The sequence below is a fragment of the Streptomyces fildesensis genome (genome assembly GCF_016107395.1).
Lineage (GTDB): Bacteria > Actinomycetota > Actinomycetes > Streptomycetales > Streptomycetaceae > Actinacidiphila > Actinacidiphila fildesensis.
The window spans coordinates 26,606-51,082 of record NZ_JAAIKO010000042.1; the positions used below are offsets into that span (position 1 = coordinate 26,606).

21 protein-coding genes and 4 pseudogenes are annotated in these 24,477 nt (G+C 69.0%); 6 read left to right on the top strand and 19 right to left on the bottom strand.

What is annotated here, in order from left to right:
• Positions 1-69 precede the first annotated feature (69 nt).
• Entirely contained in the window at positions 70-1,368 is a 1,299-nt protein-coding gene (locus tag C6N31_RS34430; protein ID WP_198358989.1) for a HAMP domain-containing sensor histidine kinase, read from the top strand.
• Positions 1,369-1,375: 7 nt separating this feature from the next.
• On the opposite strand, the gene C6N31_RS34435 is transcribed toward C6N31_RS34430, so the two are convergent.
• Positions 1,376-2,206: a ZIP family metal transporter gene (locus C6N31_RS34435; RefSeq protein ID WP_138352764.1), complete on the bottom strand. Its 831-nt coding sequence runs from the start codon at positions 2,204-2,206 to the stop codon at positions 1,376-1,378.
• Positions 2,207-2,406: 200 nt separating this feature from the next.
• On the opposite strand from C6N31_RS34435, the gene C6N31_RS34440 reads away from it, so the two are divergent.
• The 3 genes from C6N31_RS34440 (at position 2,407) to C6N31_RS34450 (ending at position 3,873) form a co-directional block, all read left to right on the top strand.
• On the top strand, positions 2,407-2,790 hold the full coding sequence (locus tag C6N31_RS34440) for a BlaI/MecI/CopY family transcriptional regulator (RefSeq protein WP_138352763.1): 384 nt from the start codon (positions 2,407-2,409) through the stop codon (positions 2,788-2,790).
• A 3-nt stretch (positions 2,791-2,793) separates the two neighbouring features.
• The gene (locus C6N31_RS34445; protein ID WP_138352762.1) at positions 2,794-2,976 is read left to right on the top strand and encodes a hypothetical protein; all 183 of its coding nucleotides are present in this window, start codon (positions 2,794-2,796) and stop codon (positions 2,974-2,976) included.
• Between the two features lie 384 nt (positions 2,977-3,360).
• Entirely contained in the window at positions 3,361-3,873 is a 513-nt protein-coding gene (locus C6N31_RS34450) for a hypothetical protein (protein WP_138352761.1), read from the top strand.
• 154 nt (positions 3,874-4,027) lie between these two features.
• Here C6N31_RS34450 and C6N31_RS34455 read toward each other — a convergent pair whose 3' ends face one another.
• From C6N31_RS34455 to C6N31_RS34530, 18 genes and pseudogenes are all read right to left on the bottom strand, one after another.
• Positions 4,028-4,840 carry a VOC family protein gene (locus tag C6N31_RS34455; protein WP_138352760.1) on the bottom strand — a complete coding sequence of 271 codons (813 nt, stop codon included), beginning with the start codon at positions 4,838-4,840 and terminating at the stop codon, positions 4,028-4,030.
• A 290-nt stretch (positions 4,841-5,130) separates the two neighbouring features.
• A pseudogene (locus C6N31_RS34460) lies at positions 5,131-5,349 on the bottom strand (permease); the annotation flags it as partial.
• A gap of 117 nt (positions 5,350-5,466) precedes the next feature.
• Positions 5,467-6,390, bottom strand: a complete 924-nt coding sequence (locus tag C6N31_RS34465) for a DUF8832 domain-containing protein (protein WP_138352759.1) — start codon at positions 6,388-6,390, stop codon at positions 5,467-5,469.
• 105 nt (positions 6,391-6,495) lie between these two features.
• A complete protein-coding gene (locus C6N31_RS34470) occupies positions 6,496-6,948 on the bottom strand; it encodes a hypothetical protein (RefSeq protein WP_138352758.1) in 453 nt (150 codons plus the stop codon).
• A 121-nt stretch (positions 6,949-7,069) separates the two neighbouring features.
• Positions 7,070-7,507 (bottom strand): annotated as a pseudogene (locus C6N31_RS44490) (cation transporter dimerization domain-containing protein); the annotation flags it as partial.
• Positions 7,508-7,585: 78 nt separating this feature from the next.
• Positions 7,586-8,701, bottom strand: a complete 1,116-nt coding sequence (locus C6N31_RS44495) for an AI-2E family transporter (protein WP_232486016.1) — start codon at positions 8,699-8,701, stop codon at positions 7,586-7,588.
• A gap of 201 nt (positions 8,702-8,902) precedes the next feature.
• Positions 8,903-9,097: pseudogene (locus C6N31_RS34480) on the bottom strand (sigma-70 family RNA polymerase sigma factor); the annotation flags it as partial.
• A gap of 320 nt (positions 9,098-9,417) precedes the next feature.
• Entirely contained in the window at positions 9,418-11,148 is a 1,731-nt protein-coding gene (locus C6N31_RS34485) for a thiamine pyrophosphate-dependent enzyme (protein WP_138352756.1), read from the bottom strand.
• A gap of 62 nt (positions 11,149-11,210) precedes the next feature.
• Entirely contained in the window at positions 11,211-12,785 is a 1,575-nt protein-coding gene (locus tag C6N31_RS34490; protein ID WP_138352849.1) for an FMN-binding glutamate synthase family protein, read from the bottom strand.
• A 140-nt stretch (positions 12,786-12,925) separates the two neighbouring features.
• A complete protein-coding gene (locus C6N31_RS34495) occupies positions 12,926-13,576 on the bottom strand; it encodes a carbonic anhydrase (protein ID WP_198358990.1) in 651 nt (216 codons plus the stop codon).
• Between the two features lie 152 nt (positions 13,577-13,728).
• A complete protein-coding gene (locus C6N31_RS45300; RefSeq protein ID WP_269288419.1) occupies positions 13,729-13,857 on the bottom strand; it encodes an LPFR motif small protein in 129 nt (42 codons plus the stop codon).
• Between the two features lie 229 nt (positions 13,858-14,086).
• Positions 14,087-14,410 carry a plasmid stabilization protein gene (locus tag C6N31_RS34500; RefSeq protein WP_138352754.1) on the bottom strand — a complete coding sequence of 108 codons (324 nt, stop codon included), beginning with the start codon at positions 14,408-14,410 and terminating at the stop codon, positions 14,087-14,089.
• Positions 14,411-14,769: 359 nt separating this feature from the next.
• Positions 14,770-16,074, bottom strand: a complete 1,305-nt coding sequence (locus tag C6N31_RS34505; RefSeq protein WP_138352753.1) for a preATP grasp domain-containing protein — start codon at positions 16,072-16,074, stop codon at positions 14,770-14,772.
• A 49-nt stretch (positions 16,075-16,123) separates the two neighbouring features.
• Positions 16,124-17,206 (bottom strand): iron-containing redox enzyme family protein, encoded by a 1,083-nt coding sequence (locus tag C6N31_RS34510; RefSeq protein ID WP_138352752.1) that lies wholly within the window; start codon positions 17,204-17,206, stop codon positions 16,124-16,126.
• Between the two features lie 113 nt (positions 17,207-17,319).
• A pseudogene (locus tag C6N31_RS47050) lies at positions 17,320-17,508 on the bottom strand (CDGSH iron-sulfur domain-containing protein); the annotation flags it as partial.
• Positions 17,492-18,193, bottom strand: a complete 702-nt coding sequence (locus C6N31_RS34520) for a HemK2/MTQ2 family protein methyltransferase (protein WP_138352750.1) — start codon at positions 18,191-18,193, stop codon at positions 17,492-17,494. The pseudogene C6N31_RS47050 and the gene C6N31_RS34520, both read right to left, overlap by 17 nt.
• A 285-nt stretch (positions 18,194-18,478) precedes the next feature.
• Positions 18,479-19,375, bottom strand: coding sequence for an SDR family oxidoreductase (locus tag C6N31_RS34525; protein WP_138352749.1), 897 nt, complete (start codon positions 19,373-19,375; stop codon positions 18,479-18,481).
• Positions 19,376-19,822: 447 nt separating this feature from the next.
• A complete protein-coding gene (locus tag C6N31_RS34530; protein WP_138352748.1) occupies positions 19,823-21,211 on the bottom strand; it encodes a helix-turn-helix domain-containing protein in 1,389 nt (462 codons plus the stop codon).
• Between the two features lie 472 nt (positions 21,212-21,683).
• Between C6N31_RS34530 and C6N31_RS34535 the strand changes: the two genes are divergently transcribed.
• Complete coding sequence (locus tag C6N31_RS34535) at positions 21,684-22,694, top strand: ABC transporter permease (protein ID WP_138352747.1); 1,011 nt, start codon at positions 21,684-21,686, stop codon at positions 22,692-22,694.
• Between the two features lie 26 nt (positions 22,695-22,720).
• Positions 22,721-24,475 carry an ABC transporter substrate-binding protein gene (locus C6N31_RS34540; RefSeq protein ID WP_138352746.1) on the top strand — a complete coding sequence of 585 codons (1,755 nt, stop codon included), beginning with the start codon at positions 22,721-22,723 and terminating at the stop codon, positions 24,473-24,475.
• The last annotated feature ends 2 nt before the right edge of the window (positions 24,476-24,477 follow it).

The window sequence follows — 24,477 nt, forward strand, 5'->3', positions numbered from 1 at the left end:
GACGGCAAAACCTCGCCCCCGCCCCCGCACAACCGGGCCGCAGCAGCCACCGGCGCCCATGATGGGCATATGAGAGCACATGTGGTCCGGGTGGCCGTCGCCGCGGTCCTGGTGGCCCTCGTCCTGCTCGCCGTCCCCCTGGCGGTAGTGATCCAGCGGTCCTTCTTCGACGACGAGCGCGGGGAACTGGAGAGGACAGCGCTGGCCGCCGCCGTCCGCGTCGGACCGCAGTTCGCGGCCGGTGACGAGGTGGAACTGCCCGCACCGGAAACGGAGGGCAAGCTGGGCGTGTACGACCTCACGATGCGGCTGCGCTCGGGCTCGGGTTCCGCGCAGGCCGATGACGTGACGCGGCGCGCGGCCCGTGGAGTGGTGGTGCGCGGGAGTTCCGGAGGTGACCTGGTCGTCGCCGTGCCTGTCTCGACCTCGGAACAGGTCATCGGCGTCGTCCGCGCCACGACCCCGACCTCGGAGGTATGGCACCGCATCCTGCTGACCTGGCTGGCGCTCCTGGGCGTGGTGCTTCTCGCCCTGTGCGCCGCGATCGCTGTCGCCCGGCGCCAGGCACGGGCACTCAGCCGACCGCTGGAGTCCTTGTCCACCACGGCGCGGGCCGTCGCCGACGGTGATCTCACCGCGCGCGCGGGGCGCTGCGGCATTGTGGAGATCGATCAGCTGGCCACGGCCCAGGACACCATGGTCGCGCGGCTGACCACGCTCTTGCAGCGCGAACGGCACTTCAGCGCCAACGCCTCTCACCAGTTGCGCAACCCACTGGCAGGACTGCAGCTCGGACTCGAAACCGCCCTGGACGCGACCCGGTCCCCCGACACGGACCTGCGGCAGGCACTCGAGGACGCCCTGGAACGATCGCAGCATCTTCAGCGAACCGTTGACGAAGTCCTTCGCCTGGCCGGCGCGCCTTCCGGCGAGCTGGTCCCCACGCCCGATGAAACCGCCGCCGAACTCAGCGCGCGGGCTGAACGCCGCTGGCACGGCGCGTTCGCCGACGCGGGGCGGCGCCTGGATGTCGCGGTCCACTCCGGGGCCGGCCCCCTTCGTCTCCCCGGCCGCACCACCGACCAGGTCCTCGACGTCCTGCTCGACAACGCACTGCGACACGGCCGGGGCACCGTGCTGATCACCGTGCGCGAAGCGACCGGGGCGATCGCCGTGGATGTCACGGACGAAGGGACTCTGCGCATCGCCCCGCGGGCCGCCTTCGAACGGGGCACCACCACCGGGTTCGGCAGCGGTATCGGCCTGGCGGTCGCGCGGGAGCTGGCCGAGGCGGCGGGCGGACGGCTCACCGTCAGTGCCACCGACCCCACGGCATTCACCCTCCTGCTACCGGGCCCGGATGCTTAGCGAAGGGTCATACCCCGGCGGCGGTGACCACGGCGTCGGTCGCGAATCCGAGGAGCAGGCCGAGCAGAATGCACCACGTCGTCAGTTCCTTCGACGCCGCCGCACGGCGGGCCACCGCGAGAAGTTCGATGACGACATAGAGGATGGATCCGGCGGCCAGGCCGAGGAACGCGATCGACAACGTGTCATTGACCAGGTGCTGGCCAAGAAGGGTGCCCAGGAACGTCGGCCCACCGCCGATCAGACCCAGCCAGAGCAACGTCGACCACGTCGGGCGTTCACCCTCAGCCGCCAGGGGAGCGACGATGCCGAACCCTTCGGTGGCGTTGTGCAGGCCAAAGCCGATGACCAGCAGCACCGCCAGGGAAATCTCGCCCTGCGCCGCGGAGTTGCCGATCGCCAGCCCCTCGGCGAAGTTGTGCAGACCGATACCGGTAGCGATCATCAAAGCGAGCTCACCGGCCTGCGACCGCTTGGCGGGGGCGAGTTCGGCGGTATCCGCGGCGCCGGGTCCGTGCGGGAGCCCGGACCTGGCTCGCCGTGCCGCCGCCCAGCGGTCGTAGTGCACCAATCCGGCGAGTCCGATCGCCAGCCCGGCCGCCAGCACTGTTCCGCCGACGAGCGCGGTACCCCAGTGCTTGTCGCTCAGCGCCGCGTCCGTGGGCTCCCATGCATGGGTCAGGATGTCCCAGACGAGGAACACCAGGACACCGATCGCAACGGCATTCAGTCCAGCCCTCAAGCGCGGCGCGGCGTTGCGCAACCTGCCCAGCGGAAGCCCGAGGTAGATCGTGAACCCCGCAACCGCGCCGAGCAAGGCAATCTGGGAACTGGACATACCTACTCCATGGCAACGGGCGGACGCGAAGGAACCTGCCCTCATGCTTAGGCAAGGCTCGGCTAACCATAGAGGTTGATCAGCCATCCGTCTACAAGGGTGTAGTCGAACGTGCCCCACCCCCCGTCGAACCGGGTTCGCTCGCGCAAAATGTGAGACTCCCAAGTGCTCGTCCGCTGTCAGGCGAAGGAGCGGACACCGTGGGCGACCGGAGAAACGCGGCGGCGGGGCGGCGTGCGCCGGGCGAGCTCGAGGGCGAGGTCCTGGCTACCCTGTGGGCGGTCGGGGAGCCGGTGGCCGCGGGAGTCGTGCGCGAGCAGGTAACCGGCGACCCCGCGTACACGACCGTGCTGACCATCCTGTCCCGGCCGCACGACAAGGGACTGGTCACCCACGAGAAGGCCGGCCGCGGCTATCTGTACGCACCCGTACGCGACGAGGCCGGGCACGCCGCCGCGGGGATGCGCGATCTGCTGGAGCATGGCGGCGACCGGGCGGCGGTCCTGGCCCGGTTCGTCTCCGAACTACCGGCCGAGGACGAGAAGTTGCTGGAGCAACTACTGCGCGGACACCCGGAGGCATAGACCGTGTGGATCGGCCTGCCGCTGCTGTTCGGCGCGATCCTGGCGCTGGCGGCGCCCTGGACGGGACGCAGACTGCCGCCCCGTTCCGCTGCGTGGTCGCTGGCCTCGGCCGCGGTCAGCGCCGCCGGCGCCTGGGTGACGGCGCTGGCCATGCTGGGCTTCACCCTGGTCGGCCAGGTTCCTTAGGTGGCCGCGGAGGGACGGTGGTCGGCGCGGGTACTGGCCGCAGACGCCCCGGTGGACCGGCCGGTGGCCGCCGCCTGCGCCGTCGGCGTCCTGTGCTGCGCCCTGGGTCGTCGGCCTTCCCCCAGCATGAATCCTCGCCACCCCCTGCACTTCGAGACTGTGGGCCGCAGGCTTGGTACTCACCGACCGCGCCACCACCGCTATCCTGCTCGTGCGCTGATCCTCCGCCTCCCTCACCGCTCGAACCGACGATCGTACAACCGTCGTGGCGGCCTGAACCGGACGGACACCTATCGCACGGACAGAACCACAGGGGGACCGAGGAAATTGGCCGCATACCCACAGGGTGAGTCAAGCAACCATGACGGGTGGGCCCGCTCCGTCGTGGCCGGCCTCGTCACGCCCCCCGAGACGATCGACCACACGCTCGTCTCGGTCCTCCACGGGACGGCGGTGCTCTCCGAGGAAAATGCCCTCCGCCGGGCCGATGCCATCCGAGCGGCAGCACTCGGTCTGCCCCCGGCGGCGTGTGCCGCAGCGGCAGGCATCTCCGAGGCCCTGCTCAGTGACTGGCGCGAACAGGATCCGTCCTTCCACGCCGCCATGGCCAGCGTCCAGGCAATGGCGCAGGCGCACGGCCGCCATGGCGACGAACCAGGATTCTCGGCGCCCGAACTACGCCTGGTTCTCAGCCAAGTCGCCTCCGGCTCCACCCTGGCGGCCGCCACAGCACTCGTGGGCTACTCCACCGCCGTACTCAGACGGCTGCGCTCACGCAACCCGCTGGTCAACGCCCTCGTCAACGCCTCCACCACGCATCGACAGCAGCATGCAACCGCCAAAAAGGGCACCACTCCAGGCAACCGTTACCGACTCGTCCAGCGCGAAGAACGCTGAGCACTGCGCTCCTCAGCGACGCACCGTATTCAGCCCTTGCGGAGCGGGCCACCCCGACCAGTAGGCCGTTGATCCGCTGGCGCTTAGAGTGCCGTCGCGGTCGACGAGCAACCGGCCCTGCGGCGACCCCGCCCCTCGGACGGTCGGGCTCCCGTCAGGCGAACTTCGGCATCTCGCCGACCGTCTTCGACATGTCAATCACGGCGAACGCCGCGCCCTGCGGGTCCGACACCGCCGCGAAGCGGCCGAAGGGGCTGTCCATCGGCCCGAAGAGGAGCTTGCCGCCGCGCTTGGTCGTCTTCGCGACCGCCTCATCGCAGTCCGGGACGCCAAAATAGACCTGGACATAGGAGGGGATCTCCGGCGGGAAATCACTACCCATGTTCATCCGGCCCAGCACCGGGTTCTCCGGACCGCCAAGGCTGAAGACCTTGAAGTCCATCCCCGCCGCCTCCGGGGAATCGCCGAGGTCCATCTGCTGGGTCCCGTACGGGAAGACCCGCGGAAGGAACGCGTCCGCCTTGGCCACGTCGCGCGAGAAGAACTCGGCCCAGCAGTACGAGCCCGGCTCGCCGAGCTTCTCGAAGCCCTTGTGATCACCCGGCTGCCAGACACCGAACACCGCGCCGCTCGGCTCCTTCGCGATAGCCATCGTGCCGAAGGAGCCCACCTGCATCGGCTCCATCAACAGCTCACCACCCGCTGCCTTGATCTTCTCCGCGGTAGCCGCCGCGTCGGGCGAGGACAGGTAGAGACACCACTGCGACTGGCCCTCCTGCCCCGGCATCGGCGGCACGACGGCCGCGACAGCCTTGCCGTCGGAGTAGGCCTGCGTGTAGTTGCCGTACTCGCTGCTGGACTCGGCGAAGGTCCAGCCCAGTACGTCGGCGTAGAAGCTCTTCGCGCCCTCCAGATCGGAGAACATCGCGTCCACCCAGCAGGGTGCGCCTTCGGGGAACTCAGCCATGATCGATCGACTCCTGTGTCGTGGACGACGTGACCCGACTCCGTTCCCACGCTAGACGCAGGGTCTGACAATCGCGCGGGGAGCGCCGCTGCTGCTGAAGTGGGTGTTCTCGGAGCCATGGAAGATCGCCCGGCGCCTCGGCTCCGACAACGGACGCACACTCGATCGCCGCCCACGACGTCACCCCTCGCTCAAAGGCGTCCACAGCCTGCTGCGCACCCTCACCGGCATGACCGGCGCCGTACTGAGCATCGCCGCCCCCGCACACGAGTTCGGCACCCTGGCCCCCCTGCTGCGGCGGCGTAGGAGCCCGAGGAGGAGGCGGCGCCGAGGCCGGCGGCGATGGCCAGGGTGCGGGGGCGGTCGTCGCCGAGGAGTGAGACGACGGTGGATTTGCGGACGACCGCCTGGACCACGGCGGACAGAGCGAAGCCCAGGATCAGAGCCCAGGTGATCTCCCAGGTCATCGAACCGGCGATCGACCGTGCGTGCAGTACGGCGTGGACCATTCCTGAAGCCTTCCGACAGGAGTACGGCCTGGGGCCCACCGACACGCTCCGCCTCCGCGGTCGCGCAGCGGGTGGGTGAGCGCGGGGCGCCGCCGTGTGGCGGCGCCCCGCAAGGGTTCAGCCGACGTTCAGGGTCAGGGCGGCGGTGTGGAGTTTTCCGCCGGTCTGGAACTGCAGGAACAGCCGCCAGTTGCCGGGCGTGGGCAGTTCGGCGTGGAAGGACAGTTCCGGTCCCCCGTGGTCGCCGTTGACCTTGGTCGTCGGGTGGAGGTGGGCGAAGGCGGTGTCGCCCTCGTGGAAGGCGGTGAGGTGTGCGTAGGTGTCCAGGTAGGGCTGGAGGTCGGTGACGGGCTTGCCACCCCGGGTGATGTTGACGGTCAGCGGGTGTTCCATGCCGGCCATCGGGGAGCCCTTGACGGTGATGGTGTAGCCGTCGACTTCGGCGGAGGTGGTTGCCGCCGGCAGCGAGGTCTTCGTCGCCGCCCCGGGGACGGTGGCGGTGCGGCTGAGGACGAACGCTGTGCCCTTGCCTGTTCCGGTGCTGGGGGTGAAGGAGGTGAACAGGTGCCAGGTGCCGGGCGCGAGGGTGGCCAGGTCGGCCGTCCAGGTGCCGTCAGCGGCCATCGTCGGGTGGAGGTGCTGGAAGCCGGTCAGGTCCGAGCGGATGGCGTAGAAGTGCATCCGTTTGGTCTGCTCGACGGCGAAGTCGGTGACGGGCCTGCCGTCCGGACCGGTGACAGTGAACCGGTACGCGGCCTGCTGACCTGCCGGGAGGGTGGTGTCCTGGCTGGTGAGGCGGTAGCCGTCCTTCGTGTCGGACAGGCCGTCGCCGTCGGCCTTGGTGCCCATGCCGGGCATGGTGCTCATCGGGGGTGTGGCCTGCGTTGAGGATGACGCGGAGGGCTTGGCGCCGTGGTCCATGCCGGGCATCGAGGAGTCGTTGGAGGACCCGCAGGCGGCCAGGGTCAGCGCGAGGGCGGCTGCGGTGCCGGCGGCCGCGAGGGCACGTCGGCGCGCGGTGGTACGGGAGGAAGCAGTCATTGCGGTGGTCTTTCCGAGTGGGCGCACCACGCCGGGCGGGCGCGCGGGAGTGAGCAGGCCACCTCGCCGGGCCCGGTCGAAGATCCGGATTCCGGCACGGTCCTGTCAGGTCCGCGCGATACACACCGTCAGGAGCAGACTTCGCCCGCCCGGTGGCGGGGGTCCGCGCCGCCGCGACCCGCCCAGGGACACCGGACGGTTCGAGAGGAAGCCGGCCACCAGCACCGCGACGACAGCCATCAGGGCCCCGCCCATCGGCAGCGGGTTCCGGTCCCGAGCGGGAGTCGAGACGCACATCGCGCCGCTCGACGCCTGCGGTACGTCGGGATGTGCCATCGCTGGAGGCGTCGTCACCGTCGTCATAGTTGCCGGAACCGTGGACGTCATCGCGGCGGTGGCATGGCGGTGCGGTGTCGGGGAGGTGGCGGTCATCGCTCCGTGGCAGCCTTCGGCCGCGGTGGCCGGTGCGCCGTGCATGAGGAACAGGCCGAGCAGCACCGCACACAGCGTCAGCAGCCGGGCGATGCCCCGCCTGCGCGCCCGTCCGATGCCTGCCACTGCCGGTTCCCTTCTCAGACCATGGGCGCTACCGAGGGGCGCCACGTTCTGACCATACCCCGGGCGGGTACTCAGTGTCGGGGTATCACACTCCGGCCGCCAGAGCCGGGACCGTCGAGCGCTATCGCGCGTGGTGGGCCAGGACAGCGTGCGGGTCGCCACTGCCCGGGGTGTGGTCAGTGCGCACGGTGGCGGCGGTCAGCCGGGGAACGGCGTGGATCAGGGCATGCTCGGCGGCGACCGCCAGGGTGTGTGCCTGCACCACGGTCAGGTGCGGGTCGACGACGATGTCGGCCTCGCCGCGCAGGGCGTGGCCGATCCACCGCATCCGCAGCTGCCCGACGTCGCGCACGCCGTCCACGGCCCGCAGGGCGCTTGCGGCGGTCTCGATCAGGGCGGGGGCGACAGCGTCCATCAGGCGGCGGAAGACCTCCCGGGCGGCGTCCTTGAGGACCATGAGGATCGCGGCGGTGATCAGGAGACCGACGATCGGGTCGGCCGGCCGCCGGCCCCTCTCGGCGCCGGCGGCGCCGGCGGCGCCGAGCAGGACGGCAGGATCACCGAAGTACTCCGCCTGTCTGTGGCCCCGCGGGGGTGACCGGTTGAGGCAACCTCGTGCAGGGTGGGGCTGCTGCGCTCAGGCGGCGTCGAGTTCGGGGAAGACGACTTCGTCCAGGACCAGGTTGATGGCCACGGCGACCGGGACGGCGACCAGTGCTCCGACGATCCCGAGCAGGGCTCCTCCCGCGAGGACCGCGACCACGGTGACGAGGGGGTGGACGTCGACCGCGTAGCGCATCGCCCGGGGCATGATCAGGTAGTCCTCCAGCAGGCGGAAGGCGATGTAGAAACCCGCGGTGGCGACCGCGACCGGCCAGGACACCGACAGCGCCACCAGGCTCACGACCACACCCGCGATCGTTGAGCCGACCATCGGGATCATGTCCATCACCGCGGTGAACACTCCCAGTGCCGCCGCGTACGGGACGCTCATCGGAGCGCACCACGCGAACGTGGCCACTCCGGCAATCGCGGACGTGGCCACGTTGCCGAGCATGAACCTGCCGATGCGCACCAGGATCTCCTCGGTGATCTCCTGGGTGCGGGCGCGGCGGCTGCCAGGGACCAACTGGTAGAAGAAGCGCTTGATGGCAGGCATGCCGGCCATGAAGTACACCGTCAGGGTCACGACCACGGCAGTCGCGGTGAGGGCGCTGACGACATACAGGCCGGCGCCCAACAGGCCGCCGAAGATGCTGGATCCGCCGCCGGAGCCGATCTGGGTCTTGGCCTTGTCCGTGAGGTGGTAGCGGTCCTCCAAGCGGCCCAGGGTCGACTGGTGGTCGTGCAATTGCTGCAGCCAGCCCGGCACCGCGTGGATGAGCGCTTCCACTTCGGTGACCACCGGGGGGACGACCACGGCGAGCAGGCCCGCCACGATCAGGAGCAACACGGCGCACACGATCAGCACCGCGCGCCCGCGCCGGTGCCCCCGCGCCACCAGCCACCCGACCAAGGGTTCCAGGCTGACCGCCAGCAAGAACGCCAGCACTACCAGCAGCAGCACCTGACTGGCCCGGAGCACCGCCTGCGCGACCTGCCACGCCAGGAAGGCCCCCAGGGTGAAGGTGAATCCGGCGACGAACCAGGACCTGCGCCGCATGCCCCGCACATTCAGCGCCGCCGGCCCCGACAGGCCTTGTGCTGGTGGTATCTCGACCGGGTCCTGCGCGGGCCCGGATATCGACGACATGATCTGCCCTCTGCTTTCTGCGACCCGCGGGGCATCGTCATCACTGCAGAGCGATCCCGGCGGCCTGCCACACACCCACCGCGAAGACATCACGGCCAACCGGTCGACTTCCCCCTCGGCACCCTTCCAGACGTGCAGCGAAAGGCCCGCCTCGCGCGATGCGGGGCGGGCCTGCGTGATCTCGCGGCTACGGGAGCGGAATCAGGTGGTGGCCTCTGCGAGCATTCCTTGCCGCAAGCGGTCCAGGACCTTGGTCAGGAGTCTGCTGACGTGCATCTGAGAGATGCCGAGCTCGACGCCGATCTGCGCCTGGGTCATCTCGTCGCCGAAACGCATCTGCAGGATGCGCAGGTCGCGCTCACCCAGCTGCGCCATGAGCGGCTTGAGAACGTGCAGGCGTCCTTCGGAGCGACCTTCCCGGCATCCTCCACCCAAGGCAGATCTGCCACCGTCGCAACGTGAGTGGCCGGGGAGGCTATCGCTGCGGATGCAGTGGCCATGAGTTGACTCCCGGAGTGTGGTGGCTGCCTGGCGTGCTGAAGCTGCGGATACCCGGTATCACCCCAGCCATTCCCGCCGCACGCCGAACATCTGTTCCGAGATGCATTTCGGCGCGTGTCGCGCACGGACGAAAGCCGCACCGGGTTCATTGCAGAAAGCGTCTGCTGGTGGCCGAAGAGAGGGCTGCAGGGACCCCGTTACCGTGCTCCTGGTGGTCAGCCCTCGTGGCTCTGGAGGAGTTCCTTGACCTTGGCGATGGCGAAGCCCCAGCCCTGCTGGACGGTGGGCTTGCCGGGGACGGCGACTTCTTGCGGGTTGGTCAGTACGTCGAGGAGGACCGGCCCCGGGGTGGCGAAGGCGCGGCGGACGCTGTCGGTGAGGGTGCCGGGGTCGGTGACGCGGATGCCGGTCAGGCCGAGGGCGGTGGCGACCGCGGCGAAATCGGGGTTGTCGAGCTCGGTGCCGAACTCGGCCAGTCCGGCCTGTTCCTGTTCGAGTTTGACCATGCCCAGACGGCGGTTGTCGAAGACGACCAGCTTCACCGGCAACTGATACGTCTTGATGGTCATCAAGTCGCCGAGCAGCATGCTCAGTCCGCCGTCGCCGCAGAACGCGACGACCTGGCGGCCCGGTGCCCACAGCTGTGCGCCCAGCGCCTGGGGCATGGCATTGGCCATGGAGCCGAGGTTGTAGGACCCGATCAGACGGCGGTCACCATGCATCGTCACGAAGCGGGACAGCCACACGGTGGCCATACCGGTGTCGGAGGTGAAGATCGCGTCGTCGTCGGCGCACGCGTCGACCGCGGCGGCCAGAGCTTCGGGCCGGATGTCGTGGTCGGGGTTGTCCAGTGCGCTGCGCAGCCGTCCGGTCCAGCGCTTGGTGTCGTGCGCGGGTTCGGCCAGGCGCTGCTGGCCATCGTGCCAGGTGGCGAAGTGCTTGCGCGCGGTATCGAGGTGCGCGCGGTCGGGCTTGGCGTCCAGGTGAGGTAGCAGGGCGCGCAGGGTGGCGCCGGTGTCGCCGGCCAGTCCTGCGTCGATGGGTACACGCCGCCCGAGGTTCTGTTCCTGGGTGTCGATCTGGACGACGCGGCAGCCGGTGGGGTACCAGTCGCGGTAGGGGAAGTCGGTGCCGAGCATGAGCAGGGTGTCGCACTCGTCGAGTGCGCCGGCCGCGGCGGGATTGCCGATCAAGCCGGTCTGGCCGACCTGGTAGGGGTTGTCGCCCTCGAAGCCCTCCTTGGCCTTGAGGGTGAGCACCATGGGCGCGCCAATGTGCTCGGCCAGTGCCAGGACTTCCTCGCGGGCGTCGCGGGCACCGCGTCCCACCAGCAGGGTCACCTTGGACGCGGCGTTGATGATCTCGGCCGCCTGCAGGATGCCGGGCTCATCGGGGCGGGTGAGCTGGCGGGTGCGGGGGAAGCGGGCGGGACGGTCCTGCGTCAGCTCCTGGTCGCCCAGGTCGCCGGGCACTGTCAGGACCGCAACCCCGCCGTGGCCGACCGCGGCGCGCACAGCCGCCTCCAGGAGACGGGGCATCTGGTCGGGTGAGGTGACGGTGGCGCGGTAGACGGCGACGTCGCGGAACAGCAGGTCGTTGTCGACCTCCTGGAAGTAGTCGCTGCCCATTTCGGCCAGCGGTACCTGTCCGGCGATGGCCAGCACGGGAGTGCGGCTCTTCGCGGCGTCGTAAAGGCCGTTGAGCAGGTGGATCGCGCCCGGCCCGACGGTGCCCATGCACACACCCAGAGTCCCGGAAAGCTGGGACTGCGCGCTCGCGGCGAACGCGGCGGCCTCCTCATGGCGGCACCCCACCCACTCCAGACCATCGGTGGTGCGGATGGCGTCGGTCAGCGGGTTCAACGCGTCGCCGACCACGCCGAAGACGTGACCGACCTCCAGTTCCTGCAGGGCGTCGATGATCACACGGGCCACAGTGCGTGCCACGGAATAATCCTCCGGTTCGTCAGGCGGTCGAGCAGGGAAACGGGCCGGCAGGGCCAGCCGGGTCAGACGGTGAAGCGGTCGGGGTCCGCGGCCTTCCAGTCCGCCGCCCAGAATTCCGGCGCCTGGTGGATCAGCTCGCCCGGCGCCAGGGGCGGGTACAGCTCGGCGTACGAGCGGACGATGACGGAGTCGATGCGGCGGCGCAGCATGTGCGGGGCCAGGCCTGAGGGTTCGTCCACGCCCATCGACGCCATGATCTGCAGGGCGCTCTTGACGGTCGCTTCCTGGAAGCGCTGGACCCGCCGGGACTTGTCGCCGACGTCCAGGGCGCGTGCCCGGCGCGGGTCCTGGGTGGTCACCCCGGTCGGGCAGGTGTTGGTGTGGCACCGCTGGGCCTGGATGCAGCCCACCGCGAACATCATCGCCCGGGCGGCGTTGGTGTAGTCGGCCCCCTGAAGGAGACGCTTGACCAGGTCACTGCCGGTGGCGACCTTGCCACTGGCCCCGATCTTGATCCGGTCCCGCAGGCCCGTACCGACCAGGGCCTGGTGGACCGTGGTCAGGCCGTCCGTCAGGGGCATGCCCAGATTGTCGGCGAACTCCAGGGGCGCGGCCCCGGTCCCGCCCTCGGCACCATCGACGATGATGAAGTCGGGTGTGACGCCCTCGTCCAGCATCGCCTTGCACACCGCCAGGAACTGGCTTCGGGAGCCGAGGCACAGTTTGAACCCGGTCGGCTTGCCGCCGGACAGCTCCCGCATCCGGGCCACGAAGGCAACCAGTTCGCGCGGGGTGGAGAAGACCTGGTGGTAAGGCGGGGAGATGATGGTCCTGCCTTGCGGGACGCCTCGGACCTGGGCTATCTCCGCGTTGACCTTGGTGCCGGGCAGCACCCCGCCGATTCCGGGCTTGGCCCCCTGACTCAGCTTGAGAGACACGCACCGGACCTGCTCGTGCGCGGCCTTGTCGGCGAACATCGCGGGGTCGAAGCCGCCCTGATCGGTACGGCAGCCGAAATACCCGGTACCGATCTCCCAGACCAGGTCCCCGCCCGGCCGCAGGTGGTACTCCGACAGGCCACCCTCACCGGTGTCGTGGGCGAAACCGCCCAACGCGGCACCGGTGTTCAACGCGAGGATCGCGTTCGAGGACAGGGAGCCGAAACTCATCGCGGAAACGTTCAGCAACGCCATGTCGTAGGGCTGCTTGCAGCCCGGGCCGCCGACCCGCACCCGCGGCACATCCGTACGCACCGGGTGCGGGGCCATCGATGGGACCAGGAACTCGCTTCCCGTCGCGTACAGGTCCTGCTCCGTGCCGAAGGGCTCCTCGGCGTCGGTTCCCTTGGCACGCTCGTAGACGATGCTGCGGGTGTCCCGGTCGAACGGCCTGCCGTCGACGTTGCGTTCCACGAAGTACTGCTGCATCTCAGGGCGGATGCCCTCCAGGGCGAACCGCAGATGACCCAGCACCGGATAGTTCCGCAGCACCGAATGCCTTCGCTGCACCAGATCCCACACCGCAAGCACCAGCAAAGCCGTCAGCGGTCCCCCGGCAAACCACCACCACGGCGAGGCCACCAGCGCCAAAGCGGCACCGGCGACAGCAAGACAACCCAGCAACGCGACCCACAGCATCCTCAGCACACCACGCGCCTACCCCGATCGCGCAGATCAAGCGGTCCTGTGTGGCCGCTTCCGGGTCGGCGTCGGGGACCGGGCCGTCCGGCGGCTGTGGGGCCGCCGGACGCACACGACGTGCCGGTGATGGTGCTCGTTCAGGCGCCTGGCCCCGTGGCAATCGCTTCCGTCGGCAGGCCGCGGGCTGCGAGGCGTCGAGCACTGCCGTCGGCCAACCGGTAGGACAGCCCCACCACGGCGGTCCGTCCGGTGGCGACACCGTCTGCGAGCACCCGCGAGCGGTCCAGGAGGAGATCCACGGTCTGCCGTACGTGCTCGGCGATGAAGTCGTCGTCCCCGGTGAGCCCGGCGGCGCGGGCGGCCAGGACGCTCGGCGTGACGCGCTCTATGACGTCACGCACATACCCCGTGGTCCCCAGGCCGTCGACGAGGGCGGCACGGGTGGCCGCGACCGCACCGCACGAGTCGTGGCCCAGCACCACGACCAGCGGGCAGTCCAGCACACTCACCCCGTACTCGATGCTCCCCAGCACCTCCGGCCCCGCCACATGGCCGGCAGTACGGACCACGAAGAGGTCACCCAGGCCCCGATCGAAGATGATCTCTGCGGCCAGACGGGAGTCGGAGCAGCCGAACAGCACGGCGAACGGACGCTGGCCGGCCGCGGTCTCAGCGCGGCGCGCGGCGTCCTGGTTGGGGTGTTGCAGCTCGCCGGCAACAAAACGCTGGTTGCCGGCCAGCAGCAGCTCGAAGGCTTCGGAGGGAGTCAGGATCGGGGCCTCAGTCATAGCAGCAGGCTACGACCAGCCCCAGCCCACCACCTCACAAGGGTCCGCCAAAGGAAGCTCCGGTGCGGTGACCGGGAGACGGATGGTCCTGGGGTCACCAGGCCACCCCAGCCGCTCTCGGATCGCAGGGGCTGAATCTGCGGAAGGCGACGTCAATGGCGGCCGTGTGCGCTGTCCGAGGCGCCGCCGAAAAGCCTGGCGATCAGGCGGAAGGGCAGCGAGACCACAGTGGCGATGGCTGAACCGATGCTTCGCAGGGCATCTGCGATGGCCTTCAACATGAGAACGTGCCTCCAGTCATGCACCACACGCCGAGACGTCGCTGAGATGTGAACGCCGCCGAATCCCGGGCCAGCGGCGGGGCGGGCGCCCGGAATCCCCCTATGGATCATCACGAGCTGATAGAGAGGTGAGGTGGGCGGGCCCGGGCGGCGAAGCCCGGACCCGCTCACCTCCTCAGAGCAGCCCGCGATGACCGTCAGGAGCGACGGTGCTCTGACGACGCTGCGATCAGCGGCCGAGGGCCTTTATGAGTTCGGCCTTGCGCATGGAGGAACGACCCTCGATGCGGCGACGCCGGGCTTCTGCGTACAGCTGGTCGTAAGTGCGGCTGGCCGGCCCGGTGTGGGAGCTCAGGCCGCTGCGCCGCGCCGCGGGGGTGTTCTTGTGCGAGGTGCGAGCGATGGTGCGCGCCGCACTCACCGGAGCGCGATCCTTGCTCACCGCGCGGGTGGTGACCTTCTTGGTGCGTGGTGCGCTCACGCCCCGCTTGGTCGAGCCGGCCTTGATGCGCTCGTTCTGCCGTTTCCCCTTGGCGGTGGAACCTTGCGGCATGTCTGCCTCCTGATATCGCGAGTGGTTGGAGCCGCTCGGTTCTGTCCGGCGGTCCCCGCCGATCGTCGCGTCCGTCGATGAGCCCGGCATCCTGGGTGACGCCATTCGGGGTGGCGCAGCGACATGGGGACCGTGCCGGTACCAGTCCCAGGGGAACCTCGACGTCGACCTTCTGGCAGTCGTCAGCCGGTCCGACGTGGGATACAGCGATGGCAGCTGACGAGCCTGCGGTTGAGGTTCCTGGAGCGGAGGCTGGAGGTGCCACCTGGACGTCCACCGGAGTGCGATCCGCCGCAGAGCCCAAACCGCTGGCCGGCCAGGACCCATTCCGTCATGCTCGGGACCTGAGCCGGATCGGCTCACTGATCCCCGTCCTCACGGGATGGGGCGAAGAGCAGGGCGAACTGACGGTCGAGTTGGCGGACACAGTCGGGGTCTGGCGCAGTGATCGCATAGCGCCAGCTCATACCGTCAGCGGGGTCGTCCGCGTACAGCAGCACACCTGCACCGGTGCCGGGATCGTAGGCCAGGCCCGCTGCCGCCAGGAGATCTACAGCCTCGGGGAACGTGTACACGCGGTCGGCGCGACGAGTCCCCATCAGCCAAGCGGGCGTCGGGGAGGACGGAAGCAGCCGGGTGATCATGGCGTGCGGGGTCGTGGTCGCCGTGCGCCGCACGTTCGCCTCGGTGGCGTACAGCCCACCCTGCCGGGTGACCAAGGCATCAATGCTGTAGGGGCCTCGGTAGCCTCGCGCGGCGAGGTAGTCGCCCAGATCGAGGCCCCACCGCTCCAGCTTCTTCACGGTGTATTCGGGCACGTCGGCCAGTGGTGAGCGGTAGCCGGTGAAGGCACCGTCGCGGGTGCTCATCTCTCCACTGAACAGCATGCGGGGCTCTTGTTCCCCGGTATGGAACTGGGCGCTGACCGATCTGCAGTGGGCGAGGTATTCCTCGACCACCCATTGGCCGGCGGCGGGTTCCGCGGCCAGGGGCAGATCTCTGCCACTGATGAACCGCAGACCGTGGCCACCTGCGGAGCGGTCCGGTTTCACGACGATGTCCTGGTAGGCGCCGATGAGTTCGCGGGCCACGGCCGGGAGCCGCGAGCCATCGCAGAGCTGTCCGTCGGGCAGCCGCATCCCCAGATCCTGTGCTGCGGTCCGGAAACCCGCTTTGGTGTTGAGGAGCGCGGTGACAGCAACAGCGTCCGGGCCCGCCGCCCGAGTGCTGAGATCGTAGGGCGAGATCGGGATGTCGAGCTCCGCCGCGAGTGCCACCGTCGCGCTGTCCAGAGCAGTGGGCAAGAGGCGGTATCCGGGCCGCTGTGCAACGAGGTCGCGCAGCGATGTGAGCGCGCGGGTGGACCGCACGGTGTCGGCCATCGCCGCCCCCGCGACATCCGGAACGGTGAGGATGCTGATCGCGTCGATCGGCATGTCCAGCACGGAGCAGGCGTAGCGGATGAATGCCGGCGACAGCGGGACCGGGGTGAGCAGCACATCCCCTGGGCGCGCAAGCCAGATTTCACGGGGAGCCTGGAGCGACCACTGCCGGAGTATCGCGCTCTGTTCAAGGTCTATGGCTGTGTCGGAGGCGAAGTTCGCCAGAATGACCAACGGTCTGTCGCGTGGGCGGGGTGGCAGCATGGCCAACTCCTCGTTCACTACGGTGAATCATGGGTGCCCTGCCGGCGGGCGCACTTTCCGGTCGGGCTCAGTGCTGAGGCGCGACTTCCGGTGGCGGGGCTCCGTCCGGCACAGGCCGCGTTGCTCCGCCGAGCGGTGTGCGCAGGGCGGTACTTCCGTCCCGCCAGGCGGACAGAAGATGGTCGGCGAGGAGGTACTCCAGGTGCCCGGTGGCCTCGATACCCAGAACGATGTCCGGTGCGAGGTACGGCTCGTCCTCGAGAAGTCCGCCGATCACATCGCGGCGGACCAGTTGTTCATGGACCGCGTCGGCTTCCACATGCTCGTCGTAGAACCGTTGCGCGGCGGCACCTGCTCCGACGCGTCTCATCGCCTTCGCCATCCTGCGGGATCCCGGGGACGAGGTCACTTCCACTGCGGCGAAATGACCGACCAGCGCACCTCGCAGGGATCGGTGGAGTCCGAACAGGGACATCAGGTTGACCGTGGCCAGCGCTTGAGCGGGCCCCTCCTCGAGGTAGCGCCCGTAGGCGGTGTCGAGATCTAGGTCGGCCATCAGGTCGGCGAACAGCTGCGCGTGGATGTTCTCCGCCCTGCCGGCACCGAACTCGTCGAACTCGATGGCCACCATGGCCGCCTTCGCTCGCCCCCGCAGCCTCGGCACCACCCACAGGTGGGGGTCCGCCTCCTTGAGGTGGTAGAGCGAGCGCAGAGCCGCATACTCCCGAATCTGCCAGCGCTCCCCCTCGCGTTGCAGGTGGTGGCTCACGCTGTGGCCGTTGTCCTCCACCGGCTCCACCAGCAGCGCGTCCACCGTCTGTCGCACGTCGCTGCCGCCTGAGGTGTGCGCGCGAAGGGCGCTCAGAAAGATGCCCTCGGCGGCTGCACGCACGCGCAGCAGAGCGGGGTCCCATTCCAGGCCCTCGTCGACCGCCTCGAAACCGCGGTAATGCAGTTCGTACAGGACGTACAGAAGAAGCTGGAGATCATCGCCGTAGGGATCGGCTTGACGGATCTCGCCCTCGGAGGGCAACGGCGTACGCCGGCCGCTCAGGGCGGCAAGAACGCTGCCGGAGAGAGGTCCGCGTGCTGGAGGCAGGCTCGGTTCCGAAGTGATACGGCCAAGGTGTTCCGTCTGACGAGTGGTCACGGTGCTCCCTCCTTGTCCTGCCTTCCGTCCGTCCCTTCGACTCCACGTCCGGAAGTCGCTCCGGCTCCGCACGCCGGGGCTCGGACGGTGTCGGCCGCGGCGGGAATGTGCTCCCGACGGCGATGGCTGGTGTCACACCAGGGGTGGATGCGGCTGCGCCGACAGGTGCAGAGCGCGACGACGACCCGATCGGAGACCACCAGCTTCCCGTCGTCCGTCATCACTTCGACGGGACCCTCCACGAGGATCGGGCCGCCGTCCACCACGGTCACGCGGCGCGGTTGTTCAGTCCTTGTGTGCACGGATGATCACCAGTTCTTCCCTGTCGGTGCCGGCCGGCACCACACCACGCTCCCGGAGCCATGACAGTCGCCCGCGCATCACCGGTCCGAAGGGGATCGCCACCCGCTCACTGACCGAAGCGCTCAGCCCTGCCCGGACAAGTCGGCTCACCGTTTCCTCCGGGCCGCTGAACCCCGAATGGACCATGAGCAACACGCCGCCCGGACGCAGCGCGGTAGGAGCGGCTTCACAGATCCGGTCCACCAAGGCCCGCCCGTCGACACCTGCGTCCCATGCGCGGCGGGCACCACGTCGCGGCAGTTGCGCACTGGCCGAGGGTACGTACGGCGGGTTGGAGACCAGCACGTCGAACGAACGGCCCGGCACTACCGACAGCAGATCCCCGCGCAGGACGCGGACCGGCAGACGGGCAAGCGATGCGTTCAACCGCGCCGATGCCACGGCCCGACGGCTGATGTCCACCGCCGTCACCCTGGCGCCCAGCCGAGCAGCATGCAGAGCCAACGCCCCACTGCCGGTGCACACGTCCAGGACGTCCATCCCCGCACCGACACCCTCCCGCCCCATGGCAGCTGCCAAAAGCGAACTGTCGGCCTGTGGGCTGTACACGCCAGGCAATCGCAGGATCCTGCCCGCCCACGGAGACAACTCGCTGGTGACGCTCACCGCAGCCTCTCGGGTCATCACACCACCGCCACCGCCGGACGGCTCCTGTGCCAGGCTCCGCCCGTCCGAGCCGCGCCGCGACCTTTCCGGGGCCGTACCGCTCCGCCATTCCACAGCCGAAGACCGCCAGCCGGCGTCACGGCCTTCTCTTCCTGAATTCAGCACCGTTCGACCTTTCAGCGGGCCAACCCACACAAATCCCGCGTGCCCCGGCTTCCCCTTCCCACACATCACCCCCGTCACGGGCCTCACGACACCGCTCACGGGACCCGGCACAACCGGGCGAGAACGACCTGCTGCCCGTCAGGGCAGTGGGGTGCCGCCGGTGGCGTTCAGAATCTCCCCGGTGATGTAGCCGGCTTCCTGAGAGGCGAGGAAGACATAGGCGGGAGCCATCTCAGCCGGCTGCGCCGGCCGCTGAAGGGGCAATTGCTTGCCGAACTCGGCGACCTTCTGGGGGGACATCGTGGCGGGGATGAGAGGAGTCCACACCGGACCGGGGGCGACCGCGTTGACCCGGATCCCCTCGGTTGCGAGTTGCTGAGCCAGACCCTGTGTGAAGGTGACGATGGCACCCTTGGTCATGGCGTAGTCCAGCAAGTGCGGGCTGGGCTGGTAGGCCTGGACGGAGGCGGTGTTGATAATGGACGACCCCGGAGCCAGATGGGGAAGGGCAGCTTTGCTCAGCCAGAACATCGCGTAGAGATTGGTCTTCATGACGCGGTCGAACTGCTCGGTATCGATGGCTGACAGGCCATCGGGCTGAGACATCTGGTAGGCCGCGTTGTTGACCAGGACGTCCAGGCCACCGAGCTGGTCCACCGCGCGGCGCACTACAGCGCCGCAGTAGTCCTCCTGCCGCACGTCGCCCGGCACGGCAAGCGCCCGCCGTCCCGCGTGCTCGATCAGCCGGACGGTCTCCTGTGCGTCCTCCTCCTCGCTCGGCAAGTAGGAGATTGCCACGTCCGCGCCCTCACGAGCGAAGGCGAGCGCAACGGCACGACCGATCCCGGAATCCCCTCCGGTGATCAGAGCCTTTCTGTCCTGCAACCGGCCGGAGCCGCGATAGGTGTCCTCGCCGTAGTCAGGCTCCGGATCCATGGCTCCGCTCAGCCCCGGATGGGTTTGATCCTGCTCCTCGAATTCCGGCTGCGGGTACTGCTCTGCGGGGTGACGTGGAGAGAACTGATCTGGAGACACGGACAGCTCCTGGGGTATGACGAAGGGTGCATGCTGATGAGTGGTGCATGCCGGGGCGATACGACTCGCTTCACCCTTCGCGTGCCCGGAAGCGCCTGCCCCTAACGCCCTCAATAAGCTCATTTCATCAGATTGGGCACGCACAGAGGAGAGCTCGCGCAGCCCCTCACCACCCCGGTCGCCGCGCACCAGCGCGCCAGGAGTCCGTCGGCGGGCCTGGCCGGACGCGTCGCACAGCGCTCCGTGCGGAGTGCGCCGCGCGACCGCCGGCACTCCGCCGAGCAAGGCGCGTGGCAGCGCCTGCCCTCCCGCATCTGCGGCCCTCACAGCAGGGCGTACGGGTGTGTCAATTTAACGGCTCTGTCTCACATTCGGTGGTGACGCCGAGTGGCGCAGGTCGTTGATGTGAGTGCGAAGGCGTCGGCGATGCGCTGGACGAGCCTCCGCTTACATCGAGTCGGCACCGAGGGTCCGCAGAGGCGGGAAGGCGGGAACCGGACCGAGGGTCACGGTGCCCGGGCGGGCGAGACGGGTCAGGCCGCGGCGGTAGACGGCAATGGCTTCCTGGGTGCGGCCCTGCCGGTTGAGCAGATCTCCGAGGAGGCGGCAGGTGTCGGCCAGGTCGCCGATGACGTCGGCTTCTTCCTGCAGGGGGATGGCGGCCAGGTATTGCTGCTCGGCCCCCCCGGTGTCGCCTCGTTCTTCGTGGATCAGCCCGAGCAGCCGGTGGGCGGCAGCCGCGTGCACGGCACCCCGGCCTGGTCCGAGCCCCTTGAGGAGGTCGAGCAGGAGTTGCTCGGCGTCGGTGTCGTGGCCGCGGCGGCGGCGGACATCGGCGAGTTCGACCTCGACCTGCACGGCGTAGAACGTTCCTCCGGTCTCCCGTAGCATCTCGCGCGCCGTGCGCAGTTCGTCTTCCGCTTCGGCCAGGCGGCCGTGCTGGGTGTGCAGATAGCCGTGCATCCAGTGGCACAGCGCCAGTTCCGAGCGGATTTCGCGCCGCTGGTAGAGCTCCTGGGCTTTCACCAGGTAGTTCTCCGCGTCCTCGTAGCGTCCCTGGGCGGCCAGGGTTCGGGCGACGGACCGGTGGAGGCCGGCAATCGCGACAGGGTCTTTCACCTGGGGAGCGAGGTCGAGGGCAAGGCCGGCGGCCTTGGCGGCGCGCTCGTAGGCCCCGAGGTCCATGTACGGGGTGATGACGGTGACGTACAGCAGAAGCAACGCCTCGGGGTCCGGCAGGCCCTCGGCGTTCAGTTCGTTGATGGTCTTCTCCAGCAGGTAGCAGGCGTAGCGCACGTCGCCTTCCAACTGGTGGGCGGTGGCCAGGCCGCGCACCGCGCGGACCCGCGAGGGAAGCGGCTCGTCCGCCATCAGGCTTTCGGCCCGCTCGAACTGTGAGCGCCCCTCTGCCAGCGCGCCGCGCCGCAACATGCAATGCCCGAGTGAGACCCGCAGCTGTGATTCAAGGTCGTGGAGTTGGTGCGCTTGCGCCTGCTCGATGAGGCCGATCAGCAGCGATTCGGCATCCGTGCTGGAGCCGCTGTCCATCAGACCGCTCGCCTGCGCGAGGCCCTCCCGCAGTTCGGCCCGCAGTTCGGCCGGGACCCCGGTCGCCAACTGCTCATAAGTGGTCCCGAGTTTGCCGGCGAAGTAACGCAGCGCTGTCTCGGACGCCCTGACTTTTCCGGCTTCGACGGTGGAAACGTACGCCGGAGTGTATTTGGGTTCGGCCAACTGGCGCTGAGTGAGCCGCAGGCCGGTCCGCAGGGACTGAACGCGTTCCCCGATCCCCTTGGCGTCGCCGGGCGCGCCGTCGTCCGTACCACCGATGGGCATGCGCACCTTCCTGGCTTCGCGCGGGCGGACGCCCTCGGCACAAGTCCTATCACGCCCCCCGGCACGGGCACCTGCTTGAGCCGTCCACGAGCCGACCGGCTCTCGGTCGCATGAACGCGATGTGACTGCCCCGGAGCCCTTGGCGTGCGCGGAGCGTCCCCAGCGACCGGGAACATATCTCCATTAATACGGCTATTTGCATGGTAGCGGGACCCACTGGACCAGCGGGCCGAGGGCACACTCCGTCTCCTCCCGGTCCGGCCCGGCCGCGCCCGAGTCCTCCCCCGTGGCCGCATCGGGCACGGGATCGCTCCGGCGCCCGGCCGGACCGTCGTGACCCAACCGAGGCCGAGCAACCCGTCGGTAGGCCTTGCGGACCCCGACCACGAGCCCTAACTTAACTCCACATGTAAGTGAGATTATCCGCTCACTTACATGCAGTTTCCGTGTTGACCCTGGTGATTGAGGCGTCATGTCCGATCCGCAGCAAGCCGTAATACCCCGGGCGGCGACGGCTCCGCCTGACGGGACCGACAACGCCGACGAGCGGCCGGGGCAGTCCCCGGCCCGGCTGGCCTGGGCCCGGTTCCGCAGGGACCGCGTCGGGATGGTGTGCCTGGGTGTGGTCCTCGGCGTGGTCGTGATCGGGGCGCTGGCCCCGGTGATCGCGTGGGTCTACGGCAAGAGTCCCGCCGAGCACTACGGGCAGGACGATGCCGGCCTGCTCACCGACAGCGGGTACCCCGCGGGCGCCAACGGCGGGATCGGCGCTCGCTTCTGGTTCGGCCTGGAACCCGGGCTCGGGCGGGACGTGTTCACCCAACTGCTGTACGGCATCCGCACTTCACTGCTGATCGCGGTGTCCTGCGTGCTGATCACCAGCCTCATCGGCGCGGTGGTCGGTATCGCGGTGGGCTATCTGGGCGGGGTGGTGGAGAAGGGCTTCGAGTTCGTCGCGAACGTGATGCTCGCCTTCCCCTCACTGCTGCTGCTGATCGCCCTCACCCCGGTGATCAATTCCCGGCTGGTCGCACCGGACCAGAACGAGCCGGCCTGGATGCAGTTCACCTCAGTGATCCTGGTGCTGTCGCTGTTCGGGTGGATCACCCAGGCGATGGTGCTGCGGTCGGTGGTGCGGTCCCTGCGTGAACGGGAGTTCGTCAAGGCCGCGCGGGCGCTGGGGATGAGCCGGCGTCGGATCGTGCTCACCGAACTGCTGCCCAACCTGTGGGGCCCGGTGATCGTGCACATCACCGTCGCGGTCCCCGCCTACGTCGCTTTCGAGGCGGCCCTGTCCTTCCTGGGACAGGGCATCAACGAGCCCGTCCCGGACTGGGGCCGAATGATCGGCCACGCCGGGCAGGTCTTCTACTCCGACCCCACCTACATGCTCTTCCCCGGCGGAGCAATGTTGATCTTCGTTCTGGCCTTCAACCTGCTCGGCGACAGCGTCCGTGACGCACTCGACCCCAAGTCCGCGTGAACCGAACCCTCCAAGGAACTCCCGCGATGAGAACCATGTCCCGCGCCCTGTGCGCAGCGATCGCCGCTTCCACCTCCCTCGCCGTGCTCTCGGCCTGCAGCTCCGCCGGCGGCAACACCGGTACCCAGCACGGCAAAGCGCCCGCCATCAAAGCCGGCCAGAGTGCGGTGCGGATGGGTACCGAGGCCGAGAGCCATGGCCCGGCGCCGGTCATCTCCGGTGCGGGACGGGGCGGGACCGTCACCGTGTTGGACACCGCCGACTACGACCACCTCGACCCACAGAAGGTGTACGTCTCCCAGGGCTATGACGTACTGAACATGGTGGACCGGCAGCTCACCGGCTATACCGTGATCAACGGGCAGCGGGTCCTGGTCGGTGACCTGGCCACGAACACCGGTGAGGCATCGGACGAGGGCAGGACCTGGACGTTCCACCTCAAGTCCGGTGCGACCTGGCAGGACGGCCGAGCCGTCACCGCCCAGCAGGTCAGGTACGGCATCGAGCGCTCCTTCCAGAAGGGTTTCGAGAACGGCCCGGTGTACTGGCAGGAGTGGCTGACCGGCACCAGCACGATCACCGACGCCCAGAAGAAGTACGCCGGGCCCGCCACGGGGGACATGCCCGCCATCGTCACCCCGGACGCATCCACCATCGTGTTCCACTTCCCCAAGCCGCAGTCCGACGTGCCGTTCGCCGCCGCGCTGGGAACCGCCAGCCCGGTCCGCAAGGACAAGGACACCGGCAGCGCCTACGACCTCAGTCCGTACTCCTGCGGGCCCTACCAGATCGCCGCGCACACCCAGAACGTGTCGATGAAGCTCGTCCCCAACCCGCACTGGAAGGCCGACACCGACCCGATCCGCTACCAGTACGCCGACGCCTACGAGTTCGGTTTCGGCAAGGAACTGGTCAACATCGACCAGCAGATGCTGTCCACCGCCGGCAACGGCCCCACCACCATGAGCCTCAGCAACGCCATCGCACCCTCTCTGAACGACACGGTCAACAACCGCGCGGACCGTGGGTCGATCGCCTACCAGCCGCAGGGGATCTTCGGCTACTGGTTCGCCATCAACACAGCCCGCATCACCGACGTGAATCTGCGCACGGCCCTGCTGTACGCCTTCCCCAAGGAGCAGCTCAGGCAGCTGCAGGGCGGTGCGTTCGCAGGTCAGTACGGCACCACCGTCACCACCCCTGATCTGCTGGGCTACCGCGACTACGACACCTTCCACGCTCCGGCGCGCGGTGACGTGGCCACCGCCCAGAAGTACCTGGCCCGCTCGGCGCAGAAACTCAGCACCTTGGTGTATGCCTACCGCAGCGGGGACGGGGCCGGACAGCAGCAGGTGCAGGTGCTGGCCTCGGCCTACGCCAAGATCGGTATCCATGTCGTGGCCAAACCGCTCGACGCGACGACGTACTACGACACCATCGGTGCCAAGGGCGCACCGTACGACATGTTCCTGACCGGCTGGGGAGCGGACTGGCCCTCCCCGTCGACGGTACTGCCCAACGTCTTCGACGCCCGGCAGGGCCCCTGGTACGACTCCTCCCGGTTCGACAGCTCCGCCGACACCGCGGAGTTCGACCGCATCGCGGCCCTGAGCGATTCCTCCGCCAAGGCCGCCGCGTACATCGCCCTGGAGAAGAAGATCATGGCCGGCGTCCCGGTCATCCCCTACCTGTACTCGCAGGGCTACCAGATCCACGGGGTGAACCTGCGGCTGCCCCGGGCGGCGAACGGCAATCCCCTCAACGGCGCCCACGTGGCCTGAAC